Below are 21,889 nucleotides of genomic sequence, written 5' to 3' on the forward strand. Positions count from 1 at the left end.
CGGAAACACGGCCGCCTTTTGCATTATTCCGCCACGCAGTCGGCGAAGTAGTGGGTCAGCCCGTCGGGGCCGGTTTCTTGCACCAGACCGTGAATGTCGGTCTCGAACCCCGGGCATTCCCGCCCGAAGGCGCGGTTGAACTTCAGGTATTCGACGATCTTCTTGTTGAACACCTCGCCCGGGATCAGCAGCGGAATGCCGGGCGGGTAGGGGGTCACCAGGCTGGTGGTGATGCGCCCCTCCAGATCGTCGATCGGCACCCGCTGGGTGGTGCGCCGCGCGATATGGCTGAAGGCTTCGCTTGGCTTCATCGCCGGGGTCAGGTCGCTCAGGTACATCTCGGTCGACAGCCGCGCCACGTTGTTCTTGGCGTAAAGCGCATGCACATGCGCGCACAGGTCGCGCAGGCCCATCTGCTCATACCGCGGCTGGCTGGCGCAGAATTCCGGCATCGCCCGCGGCACGGCCAGGTTGCGGGCAAAGTCGTCCTTGAACTGCTGCAGCGCGCTCAGCAGCGAGTTCCAGCGGCCCTTGGTGATGCCGATGGTGAACATGATGAAGAAGGAATAGAGCCCGGTCTTTTCCACCACCACGCCGTGCTCGGCCAGGTATTTGGTCACGATCGAAGCCGGGATGCCCCAGTCCTCGAACCGGCCGTCCAGATTGAGGCCCGGGGTGATGATGGTGGCCTTGATCGGGTCCAGCATGTTGAAGCCCGGTGCCATGTCGCCAAAGCCGTGCCAGCTGTCCTCGCCGCCCGCCTCCACACCGTCGGCATCGGTCTTCTTCAGAACCCAGTCCCGGGTGCTGCCGATGCCTTCCCCGGCCAGCTCCTCCGGCCCCCAGACCTGGAACCACCAGTCATCGGCGCCGTATTCCTCATCGACCTTGCGCATTGCGCGGCGGAAATCCAGCGCCTCCATGATGCTTTCCTCGACCAGCGCGGTGCCGCCCGGCGGCTCCATCATCGCCGCCGCCACATCACAGCTGGCGATGATCGAATATTGCGGGCTGGTGGAGGTGTGCATCAGGTAGGCTTCGTTGAACAGATGCCGGTCCAGCTTGGTCTCCTCGCTGTCCTGCACCAGCACATGGCTGGCCTGGCTGATGCCCGCCAGCAGCTTGTGAATCGACTGGGTGGCATAGGTCACCGAGTGTTTGGTGCGCGCCCGCTTGCGGCCCATCGCGTGATAGCTGCCGTAGAAATGGTGGAAGGCCGCATGCGGCAGCCAGGCTTCGTCGAAATGCAGGTTCTCGGCGTAACCGTCCAGCTGCCCCTTGATCACCTCGGTGTTGTAGAGAACCCCGTCATATGTCGACTGAGTCAGGGTCAGGATCCGCGGCCTCACCGACTCGGCATCCACATCTTCCAGCAGCGGGTTGGCGCGGATCTTGGCCTTGATACTGTCTATTTCGAATTCCGAATGCGGGATCGGGCCGATGATGCCCCAGTGGTTGCGGGTCGGCTTCAGGAACACCGGGATGGCACCGGTCATGATGATCGAATGCAGGATCGACTTGTGGCAGTTTCGGTCCACCACCACAACGTCACCCGGTGCCACCGTGTGATGCCAGACCATCTTGTTGGAGGTCGAGGTGCCATTGGTCACGAAATAGCAGTGATCGGCGTTGAAGATCCGCGCTGCATTGCGTTCCGAGGCCCCAATCGCGCCGTTGTGGTCCAGCAGCTGCCCCAGCTCCTCCACCGCGTTGCAGACATCCGCGCGCAGCATGTTTTCGCCGTAGAACTGGTGGTACATCTGCCCGACCGGGCTTTTCAGGAAGGCCACGCCGCCGGAATGCCCCGGGCAGTGCCACGAATAGGAGCCGTCCTCGGCATAATCCAAGAGCTTCCTGAAGAACGGCGGCTGGATGCTTTCCAGGTAACTCTTCGCCTCGCGGATGATGTGGCGCGCGACAAACTCCGGCGTGTCCTCGAACATGTGGATAAAGCCGTGCAGCTCGCGCAGGATGTCATTGGGCAGGTGGCGGCTGGTCTTGGTCTCGCCGTAGATGTAGATCGGCACGTCGGCGTTCTTCCAGCGCACTTCCTCGATAAACGTGCGCAGGGCGACTACCGCGGGATCCAGATCGGGGCCGGGGGTGAATTCCTCGTCGTCGATGGACAGCACAAAGGCACTGGCGCGGGACTGCTGCTGCGCATACTGCGACAGGTCGCCATAGCCGGTCACGCCCTGCACCTCAAAACCTTCATCCTCGATGGCCTGTGCCAAGGCGCGGATGCCGGAGCCTGAGGAATTCTCGGAGCGGAAGTCTTCGTCAATAATGACAATGGGAAAGCGGAATTTCATGCTGTTCTCCTGGCGGGTATCCAGCCCTGTTTTTGAGGATACAGGCTGCCCGCAATGATGCAACGCCCGCGGCAGGGCGCAATTCGCGTTACGCCGATCCGTAGAGTCCGCCAAGAGGGCATGTGCAGAATTCGCTGGCTTTTGACGGGCAGATAGTTGACATTGTCAATTATCATGACACAGACACGCTTCCATCTGCATCACTCCCTCGGTTACCAGATCACCATGCTGGCGCGTGTGATCGAACGCCGCTTCGAACTGCGCATCGCCGAATACGGGCTGACCCGCGTCACCTGGTGCGTGCTGCTGGCAGCGGGTGAAGAGGGACTGGCGACCCCATCGGAGATTGCGGATTTCATCGGCATCGACCGCACCGCCACTTCCCGCGCCTTGCGTCAGATGGAGGCCGGCGGGCTGATCACCCGCCGCAGCGGAGAGGGCGACGGGCGCTCAATCCGTGTGGCGCTGACCGCCGCGGGCCAGGCGGCGCTGCAGGCGGTGCTGCCCATCGCGCAGGAGAACGCGGCGTACTTTGAGGCCAAGCTGAGCGGCGCAGAACTGGCCGCGCTCCGCCAGTCCGCCGTCAAGCTGCTGCAGGACGAGCCGCGCATCGTCGCCAAACTGTAAATCTCCGGGGGCAACCATGGGCAAACTGTTTTCCTACCGCAATCGGCCTGTGCACCTGGGGCCGTACCCGATGGAATCCTTGGCACGGCAGGCGGCCCCTGACAGACCCGAAGCGCAGCCGCCGATGACGCAGGTCAGCTTCCGCCGCCCCGATGCGCCGCTCTCCATCGTCAACGCTATGCGCGACTATCAGGCGATGCTGGACGCCACCCGCGAAGGGCTGGTGAAAACGGAAGGCGCAGAAATTCCTGCGGACCCGCAGCAGCGCACGGATCACATGAAGGCCTTCGGCTATTTCTGCGACGCCTCTCTGGCCGGTGCCTGCGCGGTGCCTTCCGGCGCCTGGCTGGACGCGCCGCTGGTGAACCCGGATGTGGCGGCGCTGGCGGAAACCCTGCGCACGAAACAGACCAAGACCTTCGCCTCCGGCATCGACGTGGTGATGGCAAACTTGCGCGAGGCGATGCAAGCCCCGCCCGCAGACTGCCGCCACCACACGCATGCGCTGGTCTATGTCTATGAATTCCCCCGCGACCCCGGGGCCGGGGAAGATGGCACTGACTGGTTGGCGGATGCGCAGGACCAGCGCGCCTGTTTGCGGGCGGCGGAAACCGTAGTGACGCTCGCCAATTACATCCGCCTCCTGGGGTGGGAGGCGCGCGCCCATACCGGAGCCGCCAGTGATGTGCATCTGGGCCAGCTGGCGGTGCAGGCCGGGCTCGCCACTTCTGAGGACGGCGTGCTGACAAACCCCTTCCTCGGCACCCGCTTCGGCATCGCCGCCGTCACCACCACGCTGGAGCTGGCCGCCGATCTGCCGCTGGTGCCGGGCCAGGCACCGGGCCTTGCGTACCGGCTGGGCCTTGGCACCCACGCCAAAAGCGCCGTCGCCCGCGACCCATACGCCAAGCGCCGCTTTATGGACGGCCCGCACCCGTTCGAGACCCTGAAACGGGTGGACGATCCAACCACCTACATCGACGAGGTGAACGTCGCGCGCGTCCCGAAACGCGCCGACATGTTTGCCCGCGCCCTGTTCGGCGACCTTGGCAAAGGCCCGCAAGAGGCGGCGAAGAACGGCAATTATGTCCGCAAGTCCTCCTCCGCCTTTGCCTTCCGATCCTCGCTTGCGGCCTTCGTGCTGCTGCAGGACGGCGAACCCGCGCCGCAAGTTGACCACAGCGCCGCCGATGCCGCCCGCAATGCTGCCAGTATCAAGGCCGCAGCCTATTTCCTCGGCTGCGACGCGGTGGGTATCTCACGCTGCCCGGACTGGGCCTACTACTCCCATGACGCGGCGGGCGAACCCCTGGCGCCCTACCACGAAAACGCCATCAGCATCATCATCGACCAGGGCCATGAGACGATGGAGGGCGCCTCCGGCGACGACTGGATCGCCTGCGCCCAGTCGATGCGTGCCTACTTGCGGTTTTCGCTCCTGGGCGGGGTGATCGCGCAGCAGATCCGCAACCTCGGCTATACCGCCCGGGTGCATTCGGTGATGGACGGCGAGGTGTTGCAGCCGCCGCTGCTGCTGCTCTCCGGCCTTGGCGAAGTTTCCCGCATCGGCGAGGTGATCCTGAACCCCTTCCTCGGCCCCCGCCTGAAATCCGGTGCCGTGACCACCAACCTGCCGATGACCCACGACAAACCGGTGGATTTCGGCCTGCAGCGCTTCTGCGAGGCCTGCAACAAATGCGCCCGTGAATGCCCCTCCGGCGCCATCACCGCCGGGCCGAAGCTGATGTTCAACGGCTACGAGATCTGGAAGTCCGACAGCCAGAAATGCACCACTTACCGCGTCACTGTGCCCGGCGGTGCCATGTGCGGCCGCTGCATGAAGACCTGCCCCTGGAACCTGGAGGGCCTGTTTGCCGAAGCGCCGTTCCGCTGGGCGGCGATGAATGTGCCCGGCAGTGCGCCGCTCCTGGCCAAGCTCGACGACGCGCTGGGCAACGGTGAGGTGAACGCGGTCAAGAAATGGTGGTGGGACCTGGAGATGGAGGACGACGGCGCGTATCTGCCGTCAAAGCACCCTGTCAACGCGCGCAAGCTCTCCAAGGGTCTGGACCTGAAGTTCGAGGATCAGACCCTGGCGGTCTATCCGGCGCCACTGGCACCGCCTCCTTATGCCTGGCCCGCGCCGATGGACCGCGAGGCCGGTATCGCCGCCTATCAGGCCATGATCCCAGCGGCGGAGCACAAGCGCCGGCGTGCGGCAGGCCTGCCGCCGGAACATGTCTATACTGCCGGCCAGGGCGACGCCCCGGTGATGCGGGTGCGCCTGTCGATGGTTGAGCACATGACGGAGGCTGTCACCAAGTATGAGTTCTCCCTGCCGGACGGTTCTCTGCTGCCGCCGGCAGCAGCCGGTGCACATATCGACGTGGTCGTCGCGCCGGAATTTTTCCGCCAATACTCGCTGTCGGGCGATCCCGCTGATCGCAGGAAATACCAGATTGCGGTGCTGCGCGAGAATGCTGGCCGCGGCGGTTCCAGGCTGATGCACCGGATCTTTGAAGAAGGGCGGATGGTGTTCATCTCCAAGCCGATCAACCACTTCCCGCTGGTGGAGGATGCCGCCAAATCCTACCTGATGGGCGGCGGTATCGGGGTGACGCCGATGATTGCAATGGCCCACCGCCTGCACGCTTTGGGCCGGGACTTCGAATTCCGCTACTCATGTTCGAAAAAGTCAAGTGCAGGGTTCGTTAGGGACCTTTCTGAGGTGCCTTGGATTGATAAAGTGCATCTGCATTTCTCCGATCAAGGCACCCGGGCGGACCTTGGGGAGGTTCTGAAGTACCGCCCTGGAAGCCATGTCTACACTTGCGGGCCGGAAGCCTACATGCAGGCCGTACTGGAGGCGGCAGAAGCCAATGGCTTCCCGGAAGAGGCCCGCCACATGGAATACTTCTCGGTTCCCGAACAGCCTGAATACGAAAACCATCCCTTCACCCTGAAGCTGGCAAAATCGGGCCGCGAGATCCTGGTTCCAGCGGACAAGACCGCAACCGAGGCACTCGCCGAAAACGGCATCCACGTGGATGTGAAATGTTCCGACGGGATTTGCGGAGTCTGCAAATGCGGGCTTGTTGCCGGCGAGGCGGAGCACCGCGATTTTGTGCTGTCGAACAAGCAGCGCGAGGGTGCCATTATTCTTTGCCAGTCCCGCGCGAAGGCACCGGACGGCGTGCTGGAGATTGATCTCTAGCCCGCGTGCTGGACGGCGCGGCCCAATTTTCTTGTGAAAGAAAATTGCCAAAAGTTTTGCTGAAAACTTTTGCGCGCGGGGCGGCGGCGGGTCAGAACACCTGCCGCTCTCCCAGCAGATAGCGGGCGACGTCCGCATAATCAAACATCAGCGACACCGCGATCACCGCGCAGACCAGCAGGATGATCCGCTGCGGCCAAACGGGCATATCCACCCGCATCCGCTGCCGCCACAGCCAGAAGACCAGAGGCGTCCACAGGATCACATGGGGCAGCCCCAGCAGCCGCACATATCCCAGCTTTCCATACAGCCAGTAGACTCCAACTCCCGCCAGCACGCTAGCGGCCACAGTGACCAGCCCCGCCAGGCGGCCGGGCTTCCAGAACAGCAGCGCCAGCGGCAGCACAAAGGCGCCCAGAAACAGGATGTTGACCCAGATCTGTACCCATACCGGCTGGGTTGCGATTGCCTCTTCCAATGTCATGGCACGGCCCTCCCGTCTGCGACCCTAGGCAAGGGCCGTCCGCACGGCAAGCGCTACAGAGCCGGGCCTTCGCGCATCCTCTCCTGCTCGTCCGGCGTCGGCGTGTGGTTGAACACGTAGGCCGTGCGGCAGGCCTCCTCGCCGCCCAGTTCCGCGATCCTGCGGCGCTGACTGGCAAAGGCGCGGAGGTTCACGTCCTCCGGATCGCAGATCATCTGCAGCCGCCGCTCGCCCTCAGCCAGCGCCGCCTTGATCTCCGGATCATTCACCGCGTCCATCGCCCGGTTCACCTGCTCATGCGGGTCTGCCTCCAGATCAAACAGCTGCGGCTGCATCCCGGCGTAATAGACGTGTTTCCACTTGCCCCAGCGCACCATGAAGGCGCCGGTTTTCGATCCGCCGTCATGGTATTCGCTAAAGCCGGTTCGGCTTTCGTCATAGGGCGCATTGGCAATCCTGCGCAGCGAGACGCCTGGCAGATCTTCGGCCTCAGCCAGGCTGCAGACCTCGCGTGCGGTGGCGGCGATGTCGGTCAGGCTGGTGCAGGTTGCCACCTGATGCCCTGCCGGAATTCCCGGCCCGGCGGCGATCATCGGAACCCCGGCCGATTGCTCGTACATCACCTGCTTGGTCCAGAAACCCTGATCGCCCATCATGTCGCCATGATCCGAGACGTAAAGGATCACGGTGTTCTCCAGCTGGCCGCTGTCCTCCAGCGCCTTGATAACCCGGCCCGCGCAGTCATCCATGAAGGAGGTGAGCCCGTAATAGGCCGTCTTGGCCTCGCGCATCTTCTGTTCGCCGAAGTAGTCATCGTAGTTGAAAAACTCCGCGATATTGCGCAGTTCCTCATGATCCGGCAGCCCCCCGCCATAGCCCACCGGCAGGTCCACCTCAGCCGGGTCGTACAGGCTGTACCATTCCTCCGGGCAGGTCAGCGGGTAATGCGGGCTGACCAGGGACACGAACGCCGCCCAAGGTTGCAAGTTCCTCTTGGGATCCAACAGCCAGGCCTCTGCTGCCTCGGTGATGGCGAGATCGTAATCGGTGTAGGTGCTGGACCCGGTGCCGACATCGCCGGCCAGTTCGGCGGCGGAGCCGTAAGGCGGCGGGTTTTCCCGCAACAGGCCGATCGCCCAGCCCACGCCGCCTACCACATGCATTGGCAGGACTTCCTCGGAAAACCCGTTGTCATCTTCCTTGGAACGGAAATGCAGCTTGCCGATCGACACCACCTCGCGGCCTGCGCCGCGCAGGGCGTGCATCCAGCTGCGCGGGCTGCCGCTGTAGGGCGTGGCACTGTCCCAGTGGCCGGTCCTGTGCACCCAATCGCCGGTGGCCAGCGCAGCCCGGGCCGGCACGCACATGGGCGATGGCGTATAGGCCGCGGTGAATATTGTGCCGCGCGCCGCCAGCGCATCCAGGTTTGGCGTTTTCACAATCGGATGCCCGGCACAGCCCATCGCATCCTTGCGGTGCTCGTCGGAAATGATGACCAGGAAATTCGGCTGCTTGCTCATCGGGACCTCCCATCCAGCCGCCGCAGCCGCAATGGCCAGGCGGGCAGGCCGCAGTGTTCTGGAAATCCGCGCGGCAATCCAATAGATAAATCTGCAATGAGGTCATAAGAAAATTTATGGACTGGCATGGTGACACCTCTGAAGTGGCTGCACAACTTCGAAGCCGTGGCCCGGCTCGGCAACATGACACTGGCCGCGCAGGAGGTCGGGCTGACGCAGGCCGCGCTCAGCCAGCAGATGCAAGCGCTGGAAACCCACCTGAAACTGCAGCTGTTCACCCGCGAGCCGCGCGGGATGTCGCTCACTGCCTCTGGTGCGCAGCTTTACAGCGACGTCTTTCCGGGGCTGGAGCAGATCTCCAACGCGCTGAAACGCTACCGTCAGCCGCAGAGCAGCCGCCTGCGGATCCTTTGCAACGCCAGTTTTGCCCTGCGCTGGCTGATCCCTAATCTGCCGGGGTTCCATGCCCGTCATCCTGGTATTCATGTGGAAACCCGCACTGCCCTCTGGCGGCCGGAACGGCACGGCTACGACCCGGATGCGGAGATCTACCTTGGCGGCCCGGTCCAGCCGGCGCCTGCCAGGGCACTCGTGAAATGCAGCCTTACCGCGGTTCGTGCACCGGGCTGCGCCGAAGAAGGGCCGCTTCCCGTAATCCGCATCAGCGGCCAGGAAAGCCTGTTTGCGGAATGGCTGAAGTCACCGCGTTTCACGGGTCGCGCGACCCGCCAATCCATTGAAGTCGACAGCGTGCACGCTGCTGTCAGCCTGGCCGCAGATGGTCTTGGCTGGACCCTGTGCCCTTCCTTTCTTGTCCGCCCGGAGCTGCAGACCGGACGGCTTCTCGCCGCTGATGCAGATGTGACGGCGCCCAAGCGGGCCTATTGGCTGCGTTTGAAGGACCGTCCGGGCGCTGCGGCAGAGGCCTTTTGCGAGTGGATCACAGCTGAACTGCCCGCCGGATTTGGGTAAGTGCATCCTGGCGCAGAGTGTTCAGTGAAGGCTTGCGCGAACATCCAAGGGCTGTTTCTTTTCATCTTTCCAAAAGCACTCAAAGCTCCGCGGCCAGCGGCAGGTGCCTTCGCTTAGGGCGGGGCGGATGGATTCAGCCTTGCGGCCCGGCAGGCGGGCTGCTATCTGCAACATGATTGTTATGATATAACATATGGATTTACACATGATGGATAACAGGCTGCCGGTAACTGTGCTCTCGGGCTTCCTCGGAGCGGGCAAGACCACGCTCTTGAACCATGTTCTGAACAATCGGGCGGGCCGCCGGGTGGCGGTGATCGTCAACGACATGAGCGAGGTGAACATCGACGCGGACCTGGTGCGCGGCGGGACGGAGCTGTCGCGCCAGGACGAGAAACTGGTGGAAATGACCAACGGCTGCATCTGCTGCACACTGCGCGATGACCTGCTGCAAGAGGTGCGCCGCCTCGCGGCGGAAGGGCGCTTTGACTACCTGCTGATCGAAAGCACGGGCATTGCGGAACCGCTGCCGGTCGCTGCGACCTTTGATTTCCGGGACGAGCAGGGCGCCAGCCTTTCGGACGTGGCCCGGCTGGACACCATGGTCACGGTGGTTGATGCGGTGAATCTGCTGCGGGATTTCGCCAGCCATGACTTCCTGAGCGACCGCGGTGAAAGCTTGGGCGCGGAGGACGACCGCACCCTGGTCAACCTTTTGACCGATCAGATCGAATTCGCCGATGTCATCATCCTGAACAAAGTGTCGGATGCAGGCGCCGACCAGACCGCCGCGGCAATGGCGGTCATCAAGGCGCTGAACCCCGATGCCGAGGTGATCCACGCCGATTTTTCCGAAGTTGACGGGGACCGTATTTTCGACACCGGCCGGTTCGATTTTGACAAGGCGCATGAGCATCCCTTGTGGGCCAAGGAGCTCTATGGCTTTGAGCATCATGTGCCGGAAACAGAGGAATACGGCATCAGCTCCTTTGTCTTTCGGGCCAGGCGCCCCTTTGATCCTGCCAAGGTCCACGCTGTTCTGAATGGCGACCTGCCAGGGGTGATCCGGGCCAAGGGCCATTTCTGGATGGCCAGCCGGCCCGAATGGGCCGCTGAATTCTCGCTGGCCGGGGCAATCTCCTCGGTCCGGCCGCTGGGCCTGTGGTGGGCTGCGGTTCCAGCGGAACGCTGGCCCTCCCATCCTGAGGCCCGGCGGGAATTTCTGCAGAACTGGGACGAAACCTGGGGTGACCGGCGGCAGGAACTGGTGTTCATCGGTGCAGGCCTCGACAGGGCGGCAATCACCGCACGGCTGGACGCCTGCCTGATGCCGGAAACGGCGAAAGGCTTCAACCCGGCCTGGGACATGCTGGACGACCCCTTCCCAAGCTGGCGCCGCAATGGCTGACCGCCGGGTGCGCCGCAATCTGAACTCCCGCCTGAAACGGCGGCGCAGGGCAGGGGATCCAATGCAGGCCTACGATGCCTTGCCGCCGGCCTTGCGGCAGTGGCTGGCGTCCGCTTGCTTGCCCTGGAGCCCGGCGTCGGCGCTCAGGCTCTGGACCAAGGCGGGCGGCAGCCGCGATCCCATGGCCGCGGCCGCACGGATGGACGCCGCTGAACAGGCAATGCTGAAACGGGACGCCCGCGTCTGGGCATTCCGGAACTAGACACAAAGACCGCCGTCTCAGGCGGTCTTCTTCTCCGCCTCCGCCGCGGCGTCAAACTCCGCCCGGGCGGCGTCGATCACCGGCAGATGCTCCAGCGCCCAAAGCCCCAGCGCCCTGACCGGTTCGCGGAACGACTCGCCCAAGGGCGTCAGCGCATATTCCACCTTGGGCGGGATTGTCGGGTGATAGGTCCGGCTCACCAGCCCATCGCGCTCCAGCTCACGCAAAGTCAGGCTCAGCATCCGCTGGGAAATCCCCAGATGCCGTTTCAGCTCATTGAACCGCAGCACGCCGTATTGCGCCAATGAGATCACGATCAGCACGCTCCAGCGGTCGCCAACCCGTGACAGCACCTCGTTGATGCGCCCGCACTCCGGGCATTGCCCATCCGCCATGGTGGTACCTTCCGTGTTACCGGGGCTCAGGAATGTGCCTTCTTGTGCCCTCTCCGGTGCCGCTTATATAGCTGGTTACAAATTTATACCACCCTTCCTGAAAGGACCGGACACATGAGCAAGAGCACCCTGATCGAGAAGCTGAACTGGCGCTACGCCACCAAGAAAATGGACACTGCCAAGGCGGTCCCGCAGGAGAAGGTCGACCAGATCATCGAGGCGATCCGGATGGCGCCGACGTCCTCCGGCACCCAGCCGTTCGAGGTGTTTGTCATCACCAACCCGGAGATCCGCGCGCAGATCCGCCCGCACGCCTGGGACCAGGCGCAGATCACCGACGGCTCGCACCTGATCGTCTTTGCCGCCTGGGACAACTACTCCGAGGACCGGATCGACGCCGTCACCCGCCAGATGACCGAAGAGCGCGGTGAGATCCCGATGCTGAACCAGTATTACGACAATCTGAAGGCCACCTACCTGCCGCGCGAAGAAAGCACCAACCACGACCACGCCGCCCGTCAGGCCTATATCGCGCTGGGCTTTGCCCTGGCTGCCGCGGCTGAGCTGGAGGTCGACAGCACCCCGATGGAGGGGTTCACGCCGGAGAAGATCGACGAAATTCTGGGCCTCAGGGACAAGGGCCTGCGCTCTGTCCTCTTGCTTCCGCTTGGCTACCGGCAGGAAGACGGTGATTGGCTGCTGCCGATGAAAAAAGTGCGCAAGTCCCGTGAAACCATCGTGACAGAAATCGCCTGAGCATTCTCCGTATGACAGCAGCAGGCGGCATTTCCGGCCGCCTGCCTGCCCCCCTTTGCAGGCGCATATGGAAATCAAATCGAATTGAATCCTTTAATGTGCTGATTTCAGGCTACATTAACAGCTGTGTGTTACTTTTTCAGGCACGGCTCTTGCCGCTTCCATAGGGCCGAAGAGTGGTGTGATTGTGCCGGGGGCAGCCAAGGCGTGTTTACTTCTGATTTCTCTGCAGGCGAACTGCAGCCGGAACTGAAGCAAGTGTTTTACCACTGGCGGAACGCCGCGGAAGACGGGGAATTCCCGCGGCTCACTCAATTTGAACTGCCAAATGCCCGCCCGGCTCCGAACGTTCTGTCAGTCTTTGAAATTGAGCGGACACAAACCGGCGCAGCCGCCGATTTCAAAGCGCTGTACGTCCGCAACAAGATCATCAACACGCTGGGAAACAAATACGTTGGCACCCGGCTCTCGGAACATCCCGGCTTTGGACCCGGTTCCATGATCTGGAGCTGTTTTCACGAAGTCGCCTCCACCTCCCGGCCATTGCTCGCTGCACTGCCCTATGTCGGACCGCTGCCGGAATACCGCAGCTCGTCCGAAATCTACCTGCCGCTGCGGGGGGAGGGGGTGTCGGTTGACTATGTGCTGGTGGGTGTCGTGCTGCTGGAACAGGAGTACAGCCACAAAGCGCACTGACCCGGGCGGGGCACGTTGCGGCAGCGCGGCAGGCCGCGCCTCAGATTGCTCCGCTGTCTGCCGCAAATCCCCTTGCACCTTGCCATGCAGGGCTTTTCCCTTGCGCGCACCCGGGAATCCGCCTATATCGCGCGCTGTCAGAACATGGGCGGTGAACGCCCGGGCGGCATATCTGAGCAGGGCTGGGGACTACCTCGGCCCTTTGTGTTTGTTTGATCAGATGTGCTCCGGGCCACGTTCTGGACTGGCTTAACCAAGACCGGCGGAGACAACCGCCCGGCCAGAAACACTAGTAAAGGAAACCTGAGACCTCATGGCTCAAAACGCATCGATGGAGGAATTCGAAGCCCTCCTGAACGAAAGCTTCGAAATGGACACCCCGGACGAAGGTTCGGTTGTCAAAGGCAAAGTGCTGGCAATCGAAGCCGGCCAGGCCATCATCGACGTCGGCTACAAAATGGAAGGCCGCGTTGATCTGAAAGAATTCGCAAACCCCGGCGAAGCGGCTGAAATCGCAGTCGGCGACGAAGTGGAAGTGTTCCTGCGCGCCGCTGAAAACGCCCGTGGCGAAGCTGTCATCTCCCGCGAGATGGCCCGCCGCGAAGAAGCCTGGGACCGCCTCGAAAAAGCCTACGCAGACGATCAGCGCGTCGAAGGCGCGATCTTCGGCCGCGTCAAAGGCGGCTTCACCGTCGACCTGGGCGGCGCTGTTGCCTTCCTGCCCGGCTCGCAGGTTGACGTGCGCCCCGTGCGCGACGCCGGCCCGCTGATGGGTCTGAAGCAGCCGTTCCAGATCCTGAAGATGGACCGCCGCCGCGGCAACATCGTTGTCTCCCGCCGCGCGATCCTTGAAGAGTCCCGCGCCGAGCAGCGCGCCGAGGTTATCGGCAACCTGTCCGAAGGCCAGGCAGTGGACGGTGTCGTCAAGAACATCACCGAATACGGTGCGTTTGTTGACCTGGGCGGCGTTGACGGCCTGCTGCACGTCACCGACATGGCATGGCGCCGTGTGAACCACCCCTCCGAGATCCTGTCGATCGGCGAAACCGTCAAGGTTCAGGTCATCAAGATCAACAAAGAGACCCACCGCATCTCCCTGGGCATGAAACAGCTGCAGGAAGACCCGTGGGATCTGGTTGGCGCCAAGTACCCGCTGTCTTCCGTGCACAAGGGCCGCGTCACCAACATCACCGATTACGGTGCATTTGTTGAGCTGGAGCCGGGCGTCGAAGGTCTGGTCCACGTGTCCGAAATGTCCTGGACCAAGAAAAACGTCCACCCGGGCAAAATCGTCTCCACTTCCCAGGAAGTCGACGTCATGGTTCTGGAAATCGACGGTGCCAAGCGCCGCGTGTCCCTGGGCCTCAAGCAGACCATGCGCAACCCGTGGGAAGTCTTTGCTGAGACCCACCCGGAAGGCACCCAGGTCGAAGGCGAAGTCAAGAACATCACCGAATTCGGTCTGTTCATCGGCCTCGACGGCGACATCGACGGCATGGTTCACCTGTCCGACCTGTCCTGGGACGAGCGCGGCGAAGACGCGATCCAGAACTACCGCAAAGGCGACGTGGTTCAGGCCGTTGTCTCCGAAGTGGACGTCGAGAAAGAGCGTATCTCGCTGTCGATCAAAGCCCTGGGCGGTGACAAGTTCGCCGAAGCCGTGGGCGGCGTGAAGCGCGGCTCGATCGTGACCGTCGAAGTGACCGCAATCGAAGACGGCGGCATCGAAGTGGAATACGAAGGCATGAAGTCCTTCATCCGCCGCTCCGACCTGTCCCGCGACCGTGCCGACCAGCGCCCCGAGCGTTTCTCGGTTGGCGACAAGGTCGACGTGCGCGTCACCAACGTCGACTCCAAGACCCGCCGCCTGGGCCTGTCCATCAAGGCGCGCGAGATCGCGGAAGAGAAAGAAGCAGTGGAACAGTATGGCTCCTCGGACTCCGGCGCATCGCTGGGCGACATCCTGGGCGCCGCACTGAAGTCGGGCGACTAATAGTCCCTGGCCTCACGGCTGACAAAACAGAAAGCCCCGCAGGTATCTGCGGGGCTTTTTGTTTATGGCACGATGGCTACACCCTGTTTGACCCAGAGCCGCCCCAGCGCTAAGCATCCTCCGGTCGGCGATGCTGGGGTCACGTCTTGCAACACGAAGGTTCCAAACGAAAAACTGAGGTGGCGACCCTGCGGTCGCGGCCGGATCTTTATGGCATAGAGACCCTTGCTGCGCGCTATCTGAAACAGACCTTCAAACCCCACGCCCATGACGAATACCTTTTTGGCGTGATCGGTGGCGGTGTCCATGCTGTCTGGTGCCGCGGTGAAATGAATCAGGTGCCGCAGGGCTCGGTGGTCACCATGCGGCCCGGCGATGTCCACCATGGCGGCGCGGGGAGCGAGGCTGGCTGGCGGCAGCGGATGATCTATATCCCTGAGGCCGGGATGCGGGCGCTGCTTGAAGACGTCACAGGCCGCGCGCCAGCCGGAACGCTGGACTTCGGCGCCGCCTTCCATGCCCGGCCTGGACTTGCACGGCGCTTTGCCGTTCTGCATGAGGTTCTGCACACATCTGATCAGACTCTGTCGCGTGACGTGGCGCTGGTTCAGATGCTGGGCGGGCTGCTACGCGAACTTGCGCCGGAGGTCTCCCAGCCGCTGCCCAGCGGCGGCGGGCGCATTGCCGACGCCATCGAATATCTGCACAGCCGCGTCGAGGAGAACGTGCCGCTGGAGGACCTCTGCCGTATCACCGGGCTGCGGCGGCGGCAGACGATTGACGCCTTCCGGCGCGCCACCGGCCTGCCGCCCCATGCCTGGCATCTGCAGCGCAAGGTTCAGCATGTGAAAGAGCTGCTGCGCGCGGGCCTCTCTCCGGCGGAGGCTGCGGCCCAGGCGGGGTTTGCAGACCAGAGCCACATGGGCCGCCACTTCCGCGCCATCACCGGCATCACCCCCGCTGCTTACGCCAAAGCCTGACACCGCGTTTTCGTTCTATAACGCCCGGGCACCGGCAGCCTATTCGGCCTCTGATGGAAAACCGAAGGGGGCAGAAATGGCCGTTTCCGAAAACTTCGTTGCAAGGCGCACTGCTCTATGGGCCGATCTGGCGGTGCTGGGTGTGGCGCTGGTCTGGGGCGCAAGCTATCCGGTTGCCAAGGGCGCGCTGGAGCATATGCCGGTGCTGCTCCTGATCTTCTTCCGCTTTGCGCTGACTGCGCTGGTGATGGGACTGGTGGCCTGCCGCGACCTGCGCGCGGCCTGCCGGAGGGATATTCTGTCCGGAGCGCTTCTCGGAAGTATCCTCTGCGCCATCTTTCTTGCAGAGACCTGGGGTGTGTCGCTGACCACGGCCACGAACACCGCGCTGATCATCTCGCTCTGCACCATCTTCACGCCGTTTCTGGAGTTCGGCCTGCAGCGCCGCCTGCCGCCTGCCGGGGTTATTGCAGGGGCTGCTGTGGCGGTGGCGGGTGTCATGGTGCTGTCGGGCGGCGCCGGGGCGTTCGGGGCCGGTGATGCGCTGGTGCTCTGCGCCGCGGGCCTGCGGGCGGTGATGGTGGTGTCAACCAAGCGCCTGATGGAAGGCAGCCGGCTGTCCTCGGCCGCGCTGACAGCCGTGCAGGCCTTTACGGTTGCCGGTCTGGTGCTGGCGCTGATGCTGTTCCAATCCGGTCCTGCCGGGCTGCTGGCAGGCGCCGGAATTGAAGGCTGGGCCGCCGTTGCCTTCCTGTCGCTGTTCTGCACGATCGGTGCCTTCTATGTCCAGAACGCAGCCGTCCGCCGCACCAGTCCCACGCGGGTCAGCTTTTTGATGGGAACAGAGCCGCTGTTCGGCTTTGCGCTGGCCTGGATGCTGCTTTCGGAACCCGCCTCTGCAAGCGCCCTGATCGGAGCCGGGCTGATCGTCGGCGGCACCTTTGTTGGGCTGGCGGCAGAGAGGCGGCGCTGACGCCGGCGCCTCCGCTTGCGGCTGTCAGTTCGGCCGCACCGCCACCAGCACGACGCCCAGTTCCTCTTCCAGTTCCTGCAGCTTCTTCAGCTTCTCGTCAGGCAGGGCGGCGGTGGTTGCCTCAATACCTGCCAGCGCCACAACCGGGCTGCCGATATCTTTTTCGAGGCTCTTGATCGCGTCCAGTTTGTCCGCCTCAAGCGAGGCAAGCGGATACAGCATAGTCGTCTCCTCCGTGTTGATGCCGTTGACTATAGCCGATTCTTGGCGGCACGGGCCTGAACGGCACAAAAAAGGCCCCGGCAGCAACCGGGGCCTCTTGCAGCGCAGGCAGGATCAGGCGTGCTGGGCGCTGTCTGCGTGGGTGACAACATCCGGTTCCAGGTCCCAGTTCTTGCCGTCCAGCCCGTCGATCTGGTCGTCCTCGGAGACCCGCAGGCCCACGGTGCGTTCCAGCAGGAAGGACAGGATCAGTGCCGTGACCACCCCGGTGCCGATGCAGACGGCAGTGCCCGCCAGCTGCATCACCAGCGAAATCTCGCCGTGCTGGAACGCATAGGCGCCTTCTTCGATGCCGAAATAGCCGCCGCGCGGCGTGCCCGCCTTGAACAGGCCCAGCAGCACCATGCCCAGGGTGCCGCAGCCCAGGAACAGCGGGAACAGCTTGTGCTCGTCGATGCCGCGCTTCAGCGTGAACTCATAGACGGCATAGGCCGCTAAAGGCGCCGCCAGGCCGACGATGAAGGCCTGCCAGGGCAGGTAGACATCAAAGCCGGATGCGCCTGCAACATAGCCCGCCAGCGGGCCCAGCAGGGTATAGGCGTATTTGCCGGTGGCATAGGCGATCAGCAGCCCGGTGATGGCGCCGCCGGCCCAGACCATGGCATAGTTGTTGAGAGCAATGCCGACGCTGGTGTCGGCCATGGTGACGCTCACGGCCAGCGCTTCGGGATCAAAGAAGAACAGGCAGGACAGGATCACCATCGGCAGGCCTGCAAAGATTAGCAGCAGGCCCGGTGCGCACAGCCCGATGCTTGGCGCCAGATAGGCCGAGATCCGCGGATGCGGCGCCATCATGCCGGGGCGCGCGCCCAGTTTGGGGGTGAACACCAGCGCCATGCCGGCCGGGAACAGATAGACAAAGCCGACGCCGAAGAAGTCGTGGAAACCGGCATTGGTCAGCGGCCCCACGGAGCCCCAGGTCGCCCAGCTGAGCGCCGAGGAGACCACCGCGGCCACGATGCAGGTGATGAAATAGGCCGGCGCCTTCATCCGCTCCGACACGGCGAAGTGCAGCAGGATGTTGATGATGCCGGCAAACACCGCCAGGAAGAAGATGAAGATCTGGAAGGTGTTCAGCCCCGGGAAGGTTGCCGGGTCAGTGTGATGCGCCAGTGCATTGGTCATGGCGCCGCCCAGCCACCAGTCGTTGATGGAATCCATCATGGTCGAGCCTTCCATGATGTAGTACTGCCCGGCCCACAGGCCGAAACCGATGACATAATAGGTGGCAAAGCCGAGGAAGAACCCCAGCGTTTTCTCGATGGTCGAGTTGAACAGGTTCCTGCGCCGCGCGGTGCCCGCGTCGATCAGCAGCAGGCCGACAACGACCAGGATGGCCCCGACGATGCCCGATGCATAAAGAATGTTCTGCACCAGCGAATTCAGGGTGACTTGCTGTACATGTATCGTGCTCATGTCCAATGGCATTTCCAGTTCTCTCCAAGTTGGTTTGCTGTCCTGCCGGTTGTTTGCCACCGGCTTTGACAGGCCGGCGCCCGTTGCCGCCAAAGGGCGGATGCGCCGGTTAGATTGGACCAGATCCGGTCAGTTCCGCTGACACGCCTGGTCAGGAAAGCATGGGCGATGCCGGGCGCTTTACAATGAAAAATTTTACCCGCCGGAAATATAGTTTCATATGCGGCATGCAAGGCCGGCAGATGCCGCATCCCGCGCGGCTCAGCAGGGAGAGGGCCGGCTTCGGCGTGTAACCGGCACAGGCTTGCGGCGCCCCGAATCAAACCGGGCTTGCCCCCCGCGGCAGTGCCGATGCCGCGCTGCGGCGGCGCTTTGATGCCCGCGATTGGGGCCTTGCGGCCTCAAAAGGTGGTAAAGAGCCGCCGATTTGCCCGTCAAACCTGCGGCATTTTGTTCCCCCGCGCTCGGAATTTTCCTATACTCTCAGAATAATAGCCAAAACATACCGGCACCCTGGGAGGAAAAAGAACATGATCCGCTCTGAGTTGATTCAGAAGATTGCAGACGAAAACCCGCACCTGTATCAGCGGGATGTGGAGAGGATCGTGAACACGGTGTTCGAGGAAGTGACCGATGCCATGGCCCGCGGCGACAGGGTCGAACTGCGCGGCTTCGGTGCCTTTTCGGTCAAGAAGCGGGACGCGCGCACAGGCCGCAATCCCCGCACCGGCGAGACGGTCGAAGTCGAAGAGAAACATGTGCCGTTCTTCAAGACGGGTAAACTCTTGAGGGACCGCCTGAACGGGAAAGCCTGATGCGTTACATTCGCTACGCGGTTCTTGGGGCGCTGGCCATTGTGCTGGTGTCCGTCTGTCTGGCCAACAGCACGGTGGTTGAGCTGAAACTGATGCCTGCGGCTTTTGCCGAACTGGCCGGCTTCAACTACAGCATCGCGCTGCCGCTGTTTGTGGTGGTGCTGGGCGGGGTTGGCGCCGGGCTGGTGATCGGCTTCCTGTGGGAATGGCTGCGCGAGCACAAGCACCGCAGCGAAGCGGCCCAGAAGGCCCGCGAGGCGCGCAAGCTGAACCGTGAAGTGACCCGGCTCAAGAAGCAGAAGAACGAAGGCAAGGACGAGGTCCTGGCGCTTCTCGAAGACGCAAGCTGACCTGGCAATGACGGACATCCGGGTCAAGATCTGCGGGCTCAGCACGCCGCAGGATGTGTCAGCTGTTGCCGCGGCAGGGGCGGCCTATGCGGGATTTGTGTTCTTCCCGAAGTCGCCGCGCAATGTCTCCATCGCTCAGGCCGCCGCGCTGGCGATCGAGGCGCCAATCGGCCTGTGCAAGGTGGCACTGACGGTGAATGCCTCTGATGATGACCTGGACGCCATCACCGGCGCTGTGCCGCTCGACATGCTGCAGCTTCACGGGAAGGAATCCCCGGAGCGGGTGGCAGAGGTGCGCGCCCGCTACGGGCTGCCGGTGATGAAGGCGGTTGGCATTGCCGATGCCTCCGACATTCCCCAGATTGCGCTCTATGAACAGGTGGCCGACCAGCTGCTGATCGACGCCAAGCCGCCCAAGGAGGCAGAGCTGCCCGGCGGCAACGGCCTTGCCTTCGACTGGCGGCTGCTGGCGGCACGCAAATACTGGCAGAAACCCTGGATGCTGGCCGGCGGGCTGACGCCGGAAAACGTCGCAGAGGCCATCCGCATGACCGGCGCGCGCCAGGTCGATGTCTCCTCTGGCGTCGAAAGCGCACCAGGAGAGAAGGATGCGGCTCTGATTGAGGCCTTCACCACGGCCGCCCACGCCGCCCGCGGCTGACGGCCCCCGCCGCCGCGGGTTTCTGGATATGCCGCCAAGAGCGGGATTTAAGTATTTTGGGGAAAGATGAAAACACCGGGCCTGCGCCTTCATCTTTCCAAAAATACTCTGTGCGCGGCATCAGCGGCACACGCGGCGCCCAGGGTGTTGCACTCCCGGCGTACGCCCCCGTCACGGCATTTTAAGCCCATTGTGCCATGATCCTTCCTGATCGCGGTCACTGCCGGGCCTGACACTCCCGGCACATTGGAACAGGGCCCTTTGGCAGGGGCACGCACAGACGACGTTTCGCGTGCGGGAGCAACCCTCCCGTCCCGCCTCCGCCCCTTGGCGACGCCGCCATCCTTATCCTTCCCGCCTTTTGGACAGGCAGCACATCGCAAACAGCGGCAGATCACCGGCAGGGCAGGGGCCTTGGCCGGGCACATCTGGTTGCGCAATCTCCCTTTACCAAGGCGCTGCTGCGCTATAGTCATGGCGGGCGCTGCGAAAGTGAGGGAAGAACCATGGCCGACGATCTTTTCAACAGCTTCATGAACGGTCCGGACGAACAGGGCCGCTTTGGCATCTTTGGCGGGCGTTTCGTCTCCGAAACCCTGATGCCGCTGATCCTGAGCCTTGAGGAAGAATACAACAAAGCCAAGGACGATCCCTCCTTCTGGGCCGAGATGGAAAGCCTGTGGAAACACTACGTTGGCCGTCCCAGCCCGCTGTACTTCGCCGAACGCCTGACCGCGGAGCTGGGCGGCGCCAAGATCTATATGAAGCGCGACGAACTGAACCACACCGGCGCGCATAAGGTGAACAACGTGCTGGGCCAGATCCTGCTGGCGCGCCGCATGGGCAAGACCCGCATCATCGCTGAAACTGGTGCGGGCCAGCACGGCGTCGCAACCGCTACCGTCTGCGCCAAGTTCGGGCTCAAATGCATCGTCTACATGGGTGCCCATGACGTGAAGCGGCAGGCGCCGAACGTGTTCCGCATGCGCCTCCTGGGGGCTGAGGTGATCCCGGTCACTTCCGGACGCGGCACATTGAAGGACGCGATGAACGACGCGCTGCGCGACTGGGTGACCAACGTGCGCGACACTTTCTACTGCATCGGCACCGCGGCCGGCCCGCACCCCTATCCGGCAATGGTGCGTGACTTTCAGTCGGTCATTGGCAAGGAAGTCCGCTGGCAGCTGGCCGAGCAGGAAGGCGAAGGCCGACTGCCGGACACCGTGATTGCCGCGATCGGCGGCGGCTCCAACGCCATCGGCCTGTTCTACCCGTTCCTGGACGAGGCTTCGGTGAACATCATCGGGGTTGAGGCCGGCGGCAAGGGCGTTGACGACCGGATGCAGCATTGCGCGTCGCTGACCGGCGGCCGTCCCGGCGTGCTGCACGGCAACCGCACCTACCTGCTGCAGGATGAGGACGGCCAGATCCAGGAGGGCTTCTCGATCTCCGCGGGGCTGGACTACCCGGGCATCGGGCCGGAGCATTCCTGGCTGCACGACACGGGCCGCGCCCAGTATGTCTCGATCACCGACAAGGAGGCACTGGAGGCGTTCCAGGTCAGCTGCCGCACCGAGGGCATCATCCCGGCGCTGGAACCCAGCCACGCGCTGGCCCATGTGATGAAGATCGCGCCGGATCTGCCCAAGGACCACATCATCGTGATGAACATGTGCGGCCGCGGCGACAAGGACGTGTTCACCGTCGCCAAGCATCTGGGCTTTGACATGTCCGACACCGAGGAAGGCCGCACCTTCGAGGAATAAGGCCAGT

Annotated in this window: 20 protein-coding genes; 14 read left to right on the plus strand and 6 right to left on the minus strand. The window is 63.2% G+C overall.

Annotated features, from left to right (window positions below; translation table 11 throughout):
- Positions 1-23: 23 nt before the first annotated feature.
- The gene (locus tag K3725_RS02050) at positions 24-2,312 is read right to left on the minus strand and encodes an arginine/lysine/ornithine decarboxylase (RefSeq protein ID WP_260017208.1); all 2,289 of its coding nucleotides are present in this window, start codon (positions 2,310-2,312) and stop codon (positions 24-26) included.
- A 174-nt stretch (positions 2,313-2,486) separates the two neighbouring features.
- On the opposite strand from K3725_RS02050, the gene K3725_RS02055 reads away from it, so the two are divergent.
- The gene (locus K3725_RS02055) at positions 2,487-2,939 is read left to right on the plus strand and encodes a MarR family winged helix-turn-helix transcriptional regulator (RefSeq protein WP_260017209.1); all 453 of its coding nucleotides are present in this window, start codon (positions 2,487-2,489) and stop codon (positions 2,937-2,939) included.
- Between the two features lie 16 nt (positions 2,940-2,955).
- A complete protein-coding gene (locus K3725_RS02060) occupies positions 2,956-6,153 on the plus strand; it encodes a 2Fe-2S iron-sulfur cluster-binding protein (protein WP_260017210.1) in 3,198 nt (1,065 codons plus the stop codon).
- Between the two features lie 91 nt (positions 6,154-6,244).
- On the opposite strand, the gene K3725_RS02065 is transcribed toward K3725_RS02060, so the two are convergent.
- Both K3725_RS02065 and K3725_RS02070 read right to left on the minus strand, forming a co-directional pair.
- Positions 6,245-6,637 (minus strand): hypothetical protein, encoded by a 393-nt coding sequence (locus K3725_RS02065; protein ID WP_260017211.1) that lies wholly within the window; start codon positions 6,635-6,637, stop codon positions 6,245-6,247.
- 53 nt (positions 6,638-6,690) lie between these two features.
- Positions 6,691-8,157, minus strand: coding sequence for a sulfatase-like hydrolase/transferase (locus K3725_RS02070; RefSeq protein WP_260017212.1), 1,467 nt, complete (start codon positions 8,155-8,157; stop codon positions 6,691-6,693).
- Positions 8,158-8,283: 126 nt separating this feature from the next.
- Between K3725_RS02070 and K3725_RS02075 the strand changes: the two genes are divergently transcribed.
- From K3725_RS02075 to K3725_RS02085, 3 genes are all read left to right on the plus strand, one after another.
- Positions 8,284-9,129 (plus strand): LysR family transcriptional regulator, encoded by an 846-nt coding sequence (locus K3725_RS02075; protein WP_260017213.1) that lies wholly within the window; start codon positions 8,284-8,286, stop codon positions 9,127-9,129.
- A 205-nt stretch (positions 9,130-9,334) separates the two neighbouring features.
- Positions 9,335-10,537 (plus strand): zinc metallochaperone GTPase ZigA, encoded by a 1,203-nt coding sequence (zigA, locus tag K3725_RS02080; RefSeq protein ID WP_260017214.1) that lies wholly within the window; start codon positions 9,335-9,337, stop codon positions 10,535-10,537.
- A gap of 61 nt (positions 10,538-10,598) precedes the next feature.
- A complete protein-coding gene (locus K3725_RS02085) occupies positions 10,599-10,799 on the plus strand; it encodes a DUF6525 family protein (protein ID WP_260017215.1) in 201 nt (66 codons plus the stop codon).
- Positions 10,800-10,816: 17 nt separating this feature from the next.
- Here K3725_RS02085 and K3725_RS02090 read toward each other — a convergent pair whose 3' ends face one another.
- Positions 10,817-11,194 carry a helix-turn-helix domain-containing protein gene (locus K3725_RS02090; RefSeq protein WP_260017216.1) on the minus strand — a complete coding sequence of 126 codons (378 nt, stop codon included), beginning with the start codon at positions 11,192-11,194 and terminating at the stop codon, positions 10,817-10,819.
- A 114-nt stretch (positions 11,195-11,308) separates the two neighbouring features.
- Here K3725_RS02090 and K3725_RS02095 point away from each other — a divergent pair, with 114 nt between their 5' ends.
- The 5 genes from K3725_RS02095 to K3725_RS02115 all read left to right on the plus strand — a co-directional run bounded on the left by K3725_RS02095 (position 11,309) and on the right by K3725_RS02115 (position 16,592).
- Positions 11,309-11,950: an NAD(P)H-dependent oxidoreductase gene (locus tag K3725_RS02095; protein ID WP_260017217.1), complete on the plus strand. Its 642-nt coding sequence runs from the start codon at positions 11,309-11,311 to the stop codon at positions 11,948-11,950.
- Positions 11,951-12,157: 207 nt separating this feature from the next.
- Positions 12,158-12,646 (plus strand): hypothetical protein, encoded by a 489-nt coding sequence (locus K3725_RS02100; protein ID WP_260017218.1) that lies wholly within the window; start codon positions 12,158-12,160, stop codon positions 12,644-12,646.
- Positions 12,647-12,959: 313 nt separating this feature from the next.
- Positions 12,960-14,639: a 30S ribosomal protein S1 gene (gene rpsA, locus K3725_RS02105; RefSeq protein ID WP_260017219.1), complete on the plus strand. Its 1,680-nt coding sequence runs from the start codon at positions 12,960-12,962 to the stop codon at positions 14,637-14,639.
- Between the two features lie 146 nt (positions 14,640-14,785).
- Positions 14,786-15,619 (plus strand): AraC family transcriptional regulator, encoded by an 834-nt coding sequence (locus K3725_RS02110; RefSeq protein WP_260017220.1) that lies wholly within the window; start codon positions 14,786-14,788, stop codon positions 15,617-15,619.
- Between the two features lie 76 nt (positions 15,620-15,695).
- Entirely contained in the window at positions 15,696-16,592 is an 897-nt protein-coding gene (locus tag K3725_RS02115; protein ID WP_260017221.1) for a DMT family transporter, read from the plus strand.
- Positions 16,593-16,616: 24 nt separating this feature from the next.
- Here K3725_RS02115 and K3725_RS02120 read toward each other — a convergent pair whose 3' ends face one another.
- Together K3725_RS02120 and K3725_RS02125 are read right to left on the minus strand one after the other, a co-directional pair.
- Complete coding sequence (locus K3725_RS02120; RefSeq protein WP_260017222.1) at positions 16,617-16,814, minus strand: hypothetical protein; 198 nt, start codon at positions 16,812-16,814, stop codon at positions 16,617-16,619.
- Positions 16,815-16,928: 114 nt separating this feature from the next.
- Positions 16,929-18,290 carry an ammonium transporter gene (locus K3725_RS02125; protein ID WP_260017223.1) on the minus strand — a complete coding sequence of 454 codons (1,362 nt, stop codon included), beginning with the start codon at positions 18,288-18,290 and terminating at the stop codon, positions 16,929-16,931.
- Between the two features lie 530 nt (positions 18,291-18,820).
- On the opposite strand from K3725_RS02125, the gene ihfB reads away from it, so the two are divergent.
- From ihfB to trpB, 4 genes are all read left to right on the plus strand, one after another.
- Positions 18,821-19,105, plus strand: coding sequence for an integration host factor subunit beta (gene ihfB / locus K3725_RS02130; RefSeq protein WP_019298084.1), 285 nt, complete (start codon positions 18,821-18,823; stop codon positions 19,103-19,105).
- The gene (locus K3725_RS02135; RefSeq protein WP_260017224.1) at positions 19,105-19,455 is read left to right on the plus strand and encodes a lipopolysaccharide assembly protein LapA domain-containing protein; all 351 of its coding nucleotides are present in this window, start codon (positions 19,105-19,107) and stop codon (positions 19,453-19,455) included. The genes ihfB and K3725_RS02135 overlap by 1 nt, the downstream gene beginning before the upstream one ends.
- A gap of 7 nt (positions 19,456-19,462) precedes the next feature.
- The gene (locus K3725_RS02140; protein ID WP_260017225.1) at positions 19,463-20,116 is read left to right on the plus strand and encodes a phosphoribosylanthranilate isomerase; all 654 of its coding nucleotides are present in this window, start codon (positions 19,463-19,465) and stop codon (positions 20,114-20,116) included.
- 506 nt (positions 20,117-20,622) lie between these two features.
- Positions 20,623-21,882: a tryptophan synthase subunit beta gene (trpB, locus tag K3725_RS02145; protein ID WP_260017226.1), complete on the plus strand. Its 1,260-nt coding sequence runs from the start codon at positions 20,623-20,625 to the stop codon at positions 21,880-21,882.
- Positions 21,883-21,889: the final 7 nt, after the last annotated feature.

It is taken from the genome of Leisingera sp. S132 (assembly GCF_025144465.1).
Taxonomy (GTDB): Bacteria; Pseudomonadota; Alphaproteobacteria; order Rhodobacterales; family Rhodobacteraceae; genus Leisingera.

Excerpts from the sequence above, each read along its gene's own strand:
- K3725_RS02140 (WP_260017225.1), top strand. The coding sequence starts at position 19,463 with ATGACGGACATCCGGGTCAAGATCTGCGGGCTCAGCACGCCGCAGGAT.
- zigA (WP_260017214.1), top strand. The coding sequence starts at position 9,335 with ATGATGGATAACAGGCTGCCGGTAACTGTGCTCTCGGGCTTCCTCGGA.
- K3725_RS02115 (WP_260017221.1), top strand. The coding sequence starts at position 15,696 with ATGGCCGTTTCCGAAAACTTCGTTGCAAGGCGCACTGCTCTATGGGCC.
- K3725_RS02085 (WP_260017215.1), top strand. The coding sequence starts at position 10,599 with ATGCAGGCCTACGATGCCTTGCCGCCGGCCTTGCGGCAGTGGCTGGCG.
- K3725_RS02120 (WP_260017222.1), bottom strand. The coding sequence starts at position 16,814 with ATGCTGTATCCGCTTGCCTCGCTTGAGGCGGACAAACTGGACGCGATC.
- ihfB (WP_019298084.1), top strand. The coding sequence starts at position 18,821 with ATGATCCGCTCTGAGTTGATTCAGAAGATTGCAGACGAAAACCCGCAC.
- K3725_RS02070 (WP_260017212.1), bottom strand. The coding sequence starts at position 8,157 with ATGAGCAAGCAGCCGAATTTCCTGGTCATCATTTCCGACGAGCACCGC.
- K3725_RS02125 (WP_260017223.1), bottom strand. The coding sequence starts at position 18,290 with ATGAGCACGATACATGTACAGCAAGTCACCCTGAATTCGCTGGTGCAG.
- K3725_RS02075 (WP_260017213.1), top strand. The coding sequence starts at position 8,284 with ATGGTGACACCTCTGAAGTGGCTGCACAACTTCGAAGCCGTGGCCCGG.
- trpB (WP_260017226.1), top strand. The coding sequence starts at position 20,623 with ATGGCCGACGATCTTTTCAACAGCTTCATGAACGGTCCGGACGAACAG.
- K3725_RS02135 (WP_260017224.1), top strand. The coding sequence starts at position 19,105 with ATGCGTTACATTCGCTACGCGGTTCTTGGGGCGCTGGCCATTGTGCTG.
- K3725_RS02050 (WP_260017208.1), bottom strand. The coding sequence starts at position 2,312 with ATGAAATTCCGCTTTCCCATTGTCATTATTGACGAAGACTTCCGCTCC.
- K3725_RS02065 (WP_260017211.1), bottom strand. The coding sequence starts at position 6,637 with ATGACATTGGAAGAGGCAATCGCAACCCAGCCGGTATGGGTACAGATC.
- K3725_RS02055 (WP_260017209.1), top strand. The coding sequence starts at position 2,487 with ATGACACAGACACGCTTCCATCTGCATCACTCCCTCGGTTACCAGATC.
- K3725_RS02060 (WP_260017210.1), top strand. The coding sequence starts at position 2,956 with ATGGGCAAACTGTTTTCCTACCGCAATCGGCCTGTGCACCTGGGGCCG.
- K3725_RS02095 (WP_260017217.1), top strand. The coding sequence starts at position 11,309 with ATGAGCAAGAGCACCCTGATCGAGAAGCTGAACTGGCGCTACGCCACC.
- K3725_RS02090 (WP_260017216.1), bottom strand. The coding sequence starts at position 11,194 with ATGGCGGATGGGCAATGCCCGGAGTGCGGGCGCATCAACGAGGTGCTG.
- rpsA (WP_260017219.1), top strand. The coding sequence starts at position 12,960 with ATGGCTCAAAACGCATCGATGGAGGAATTCGAAGCCCTCCTGAACGAA.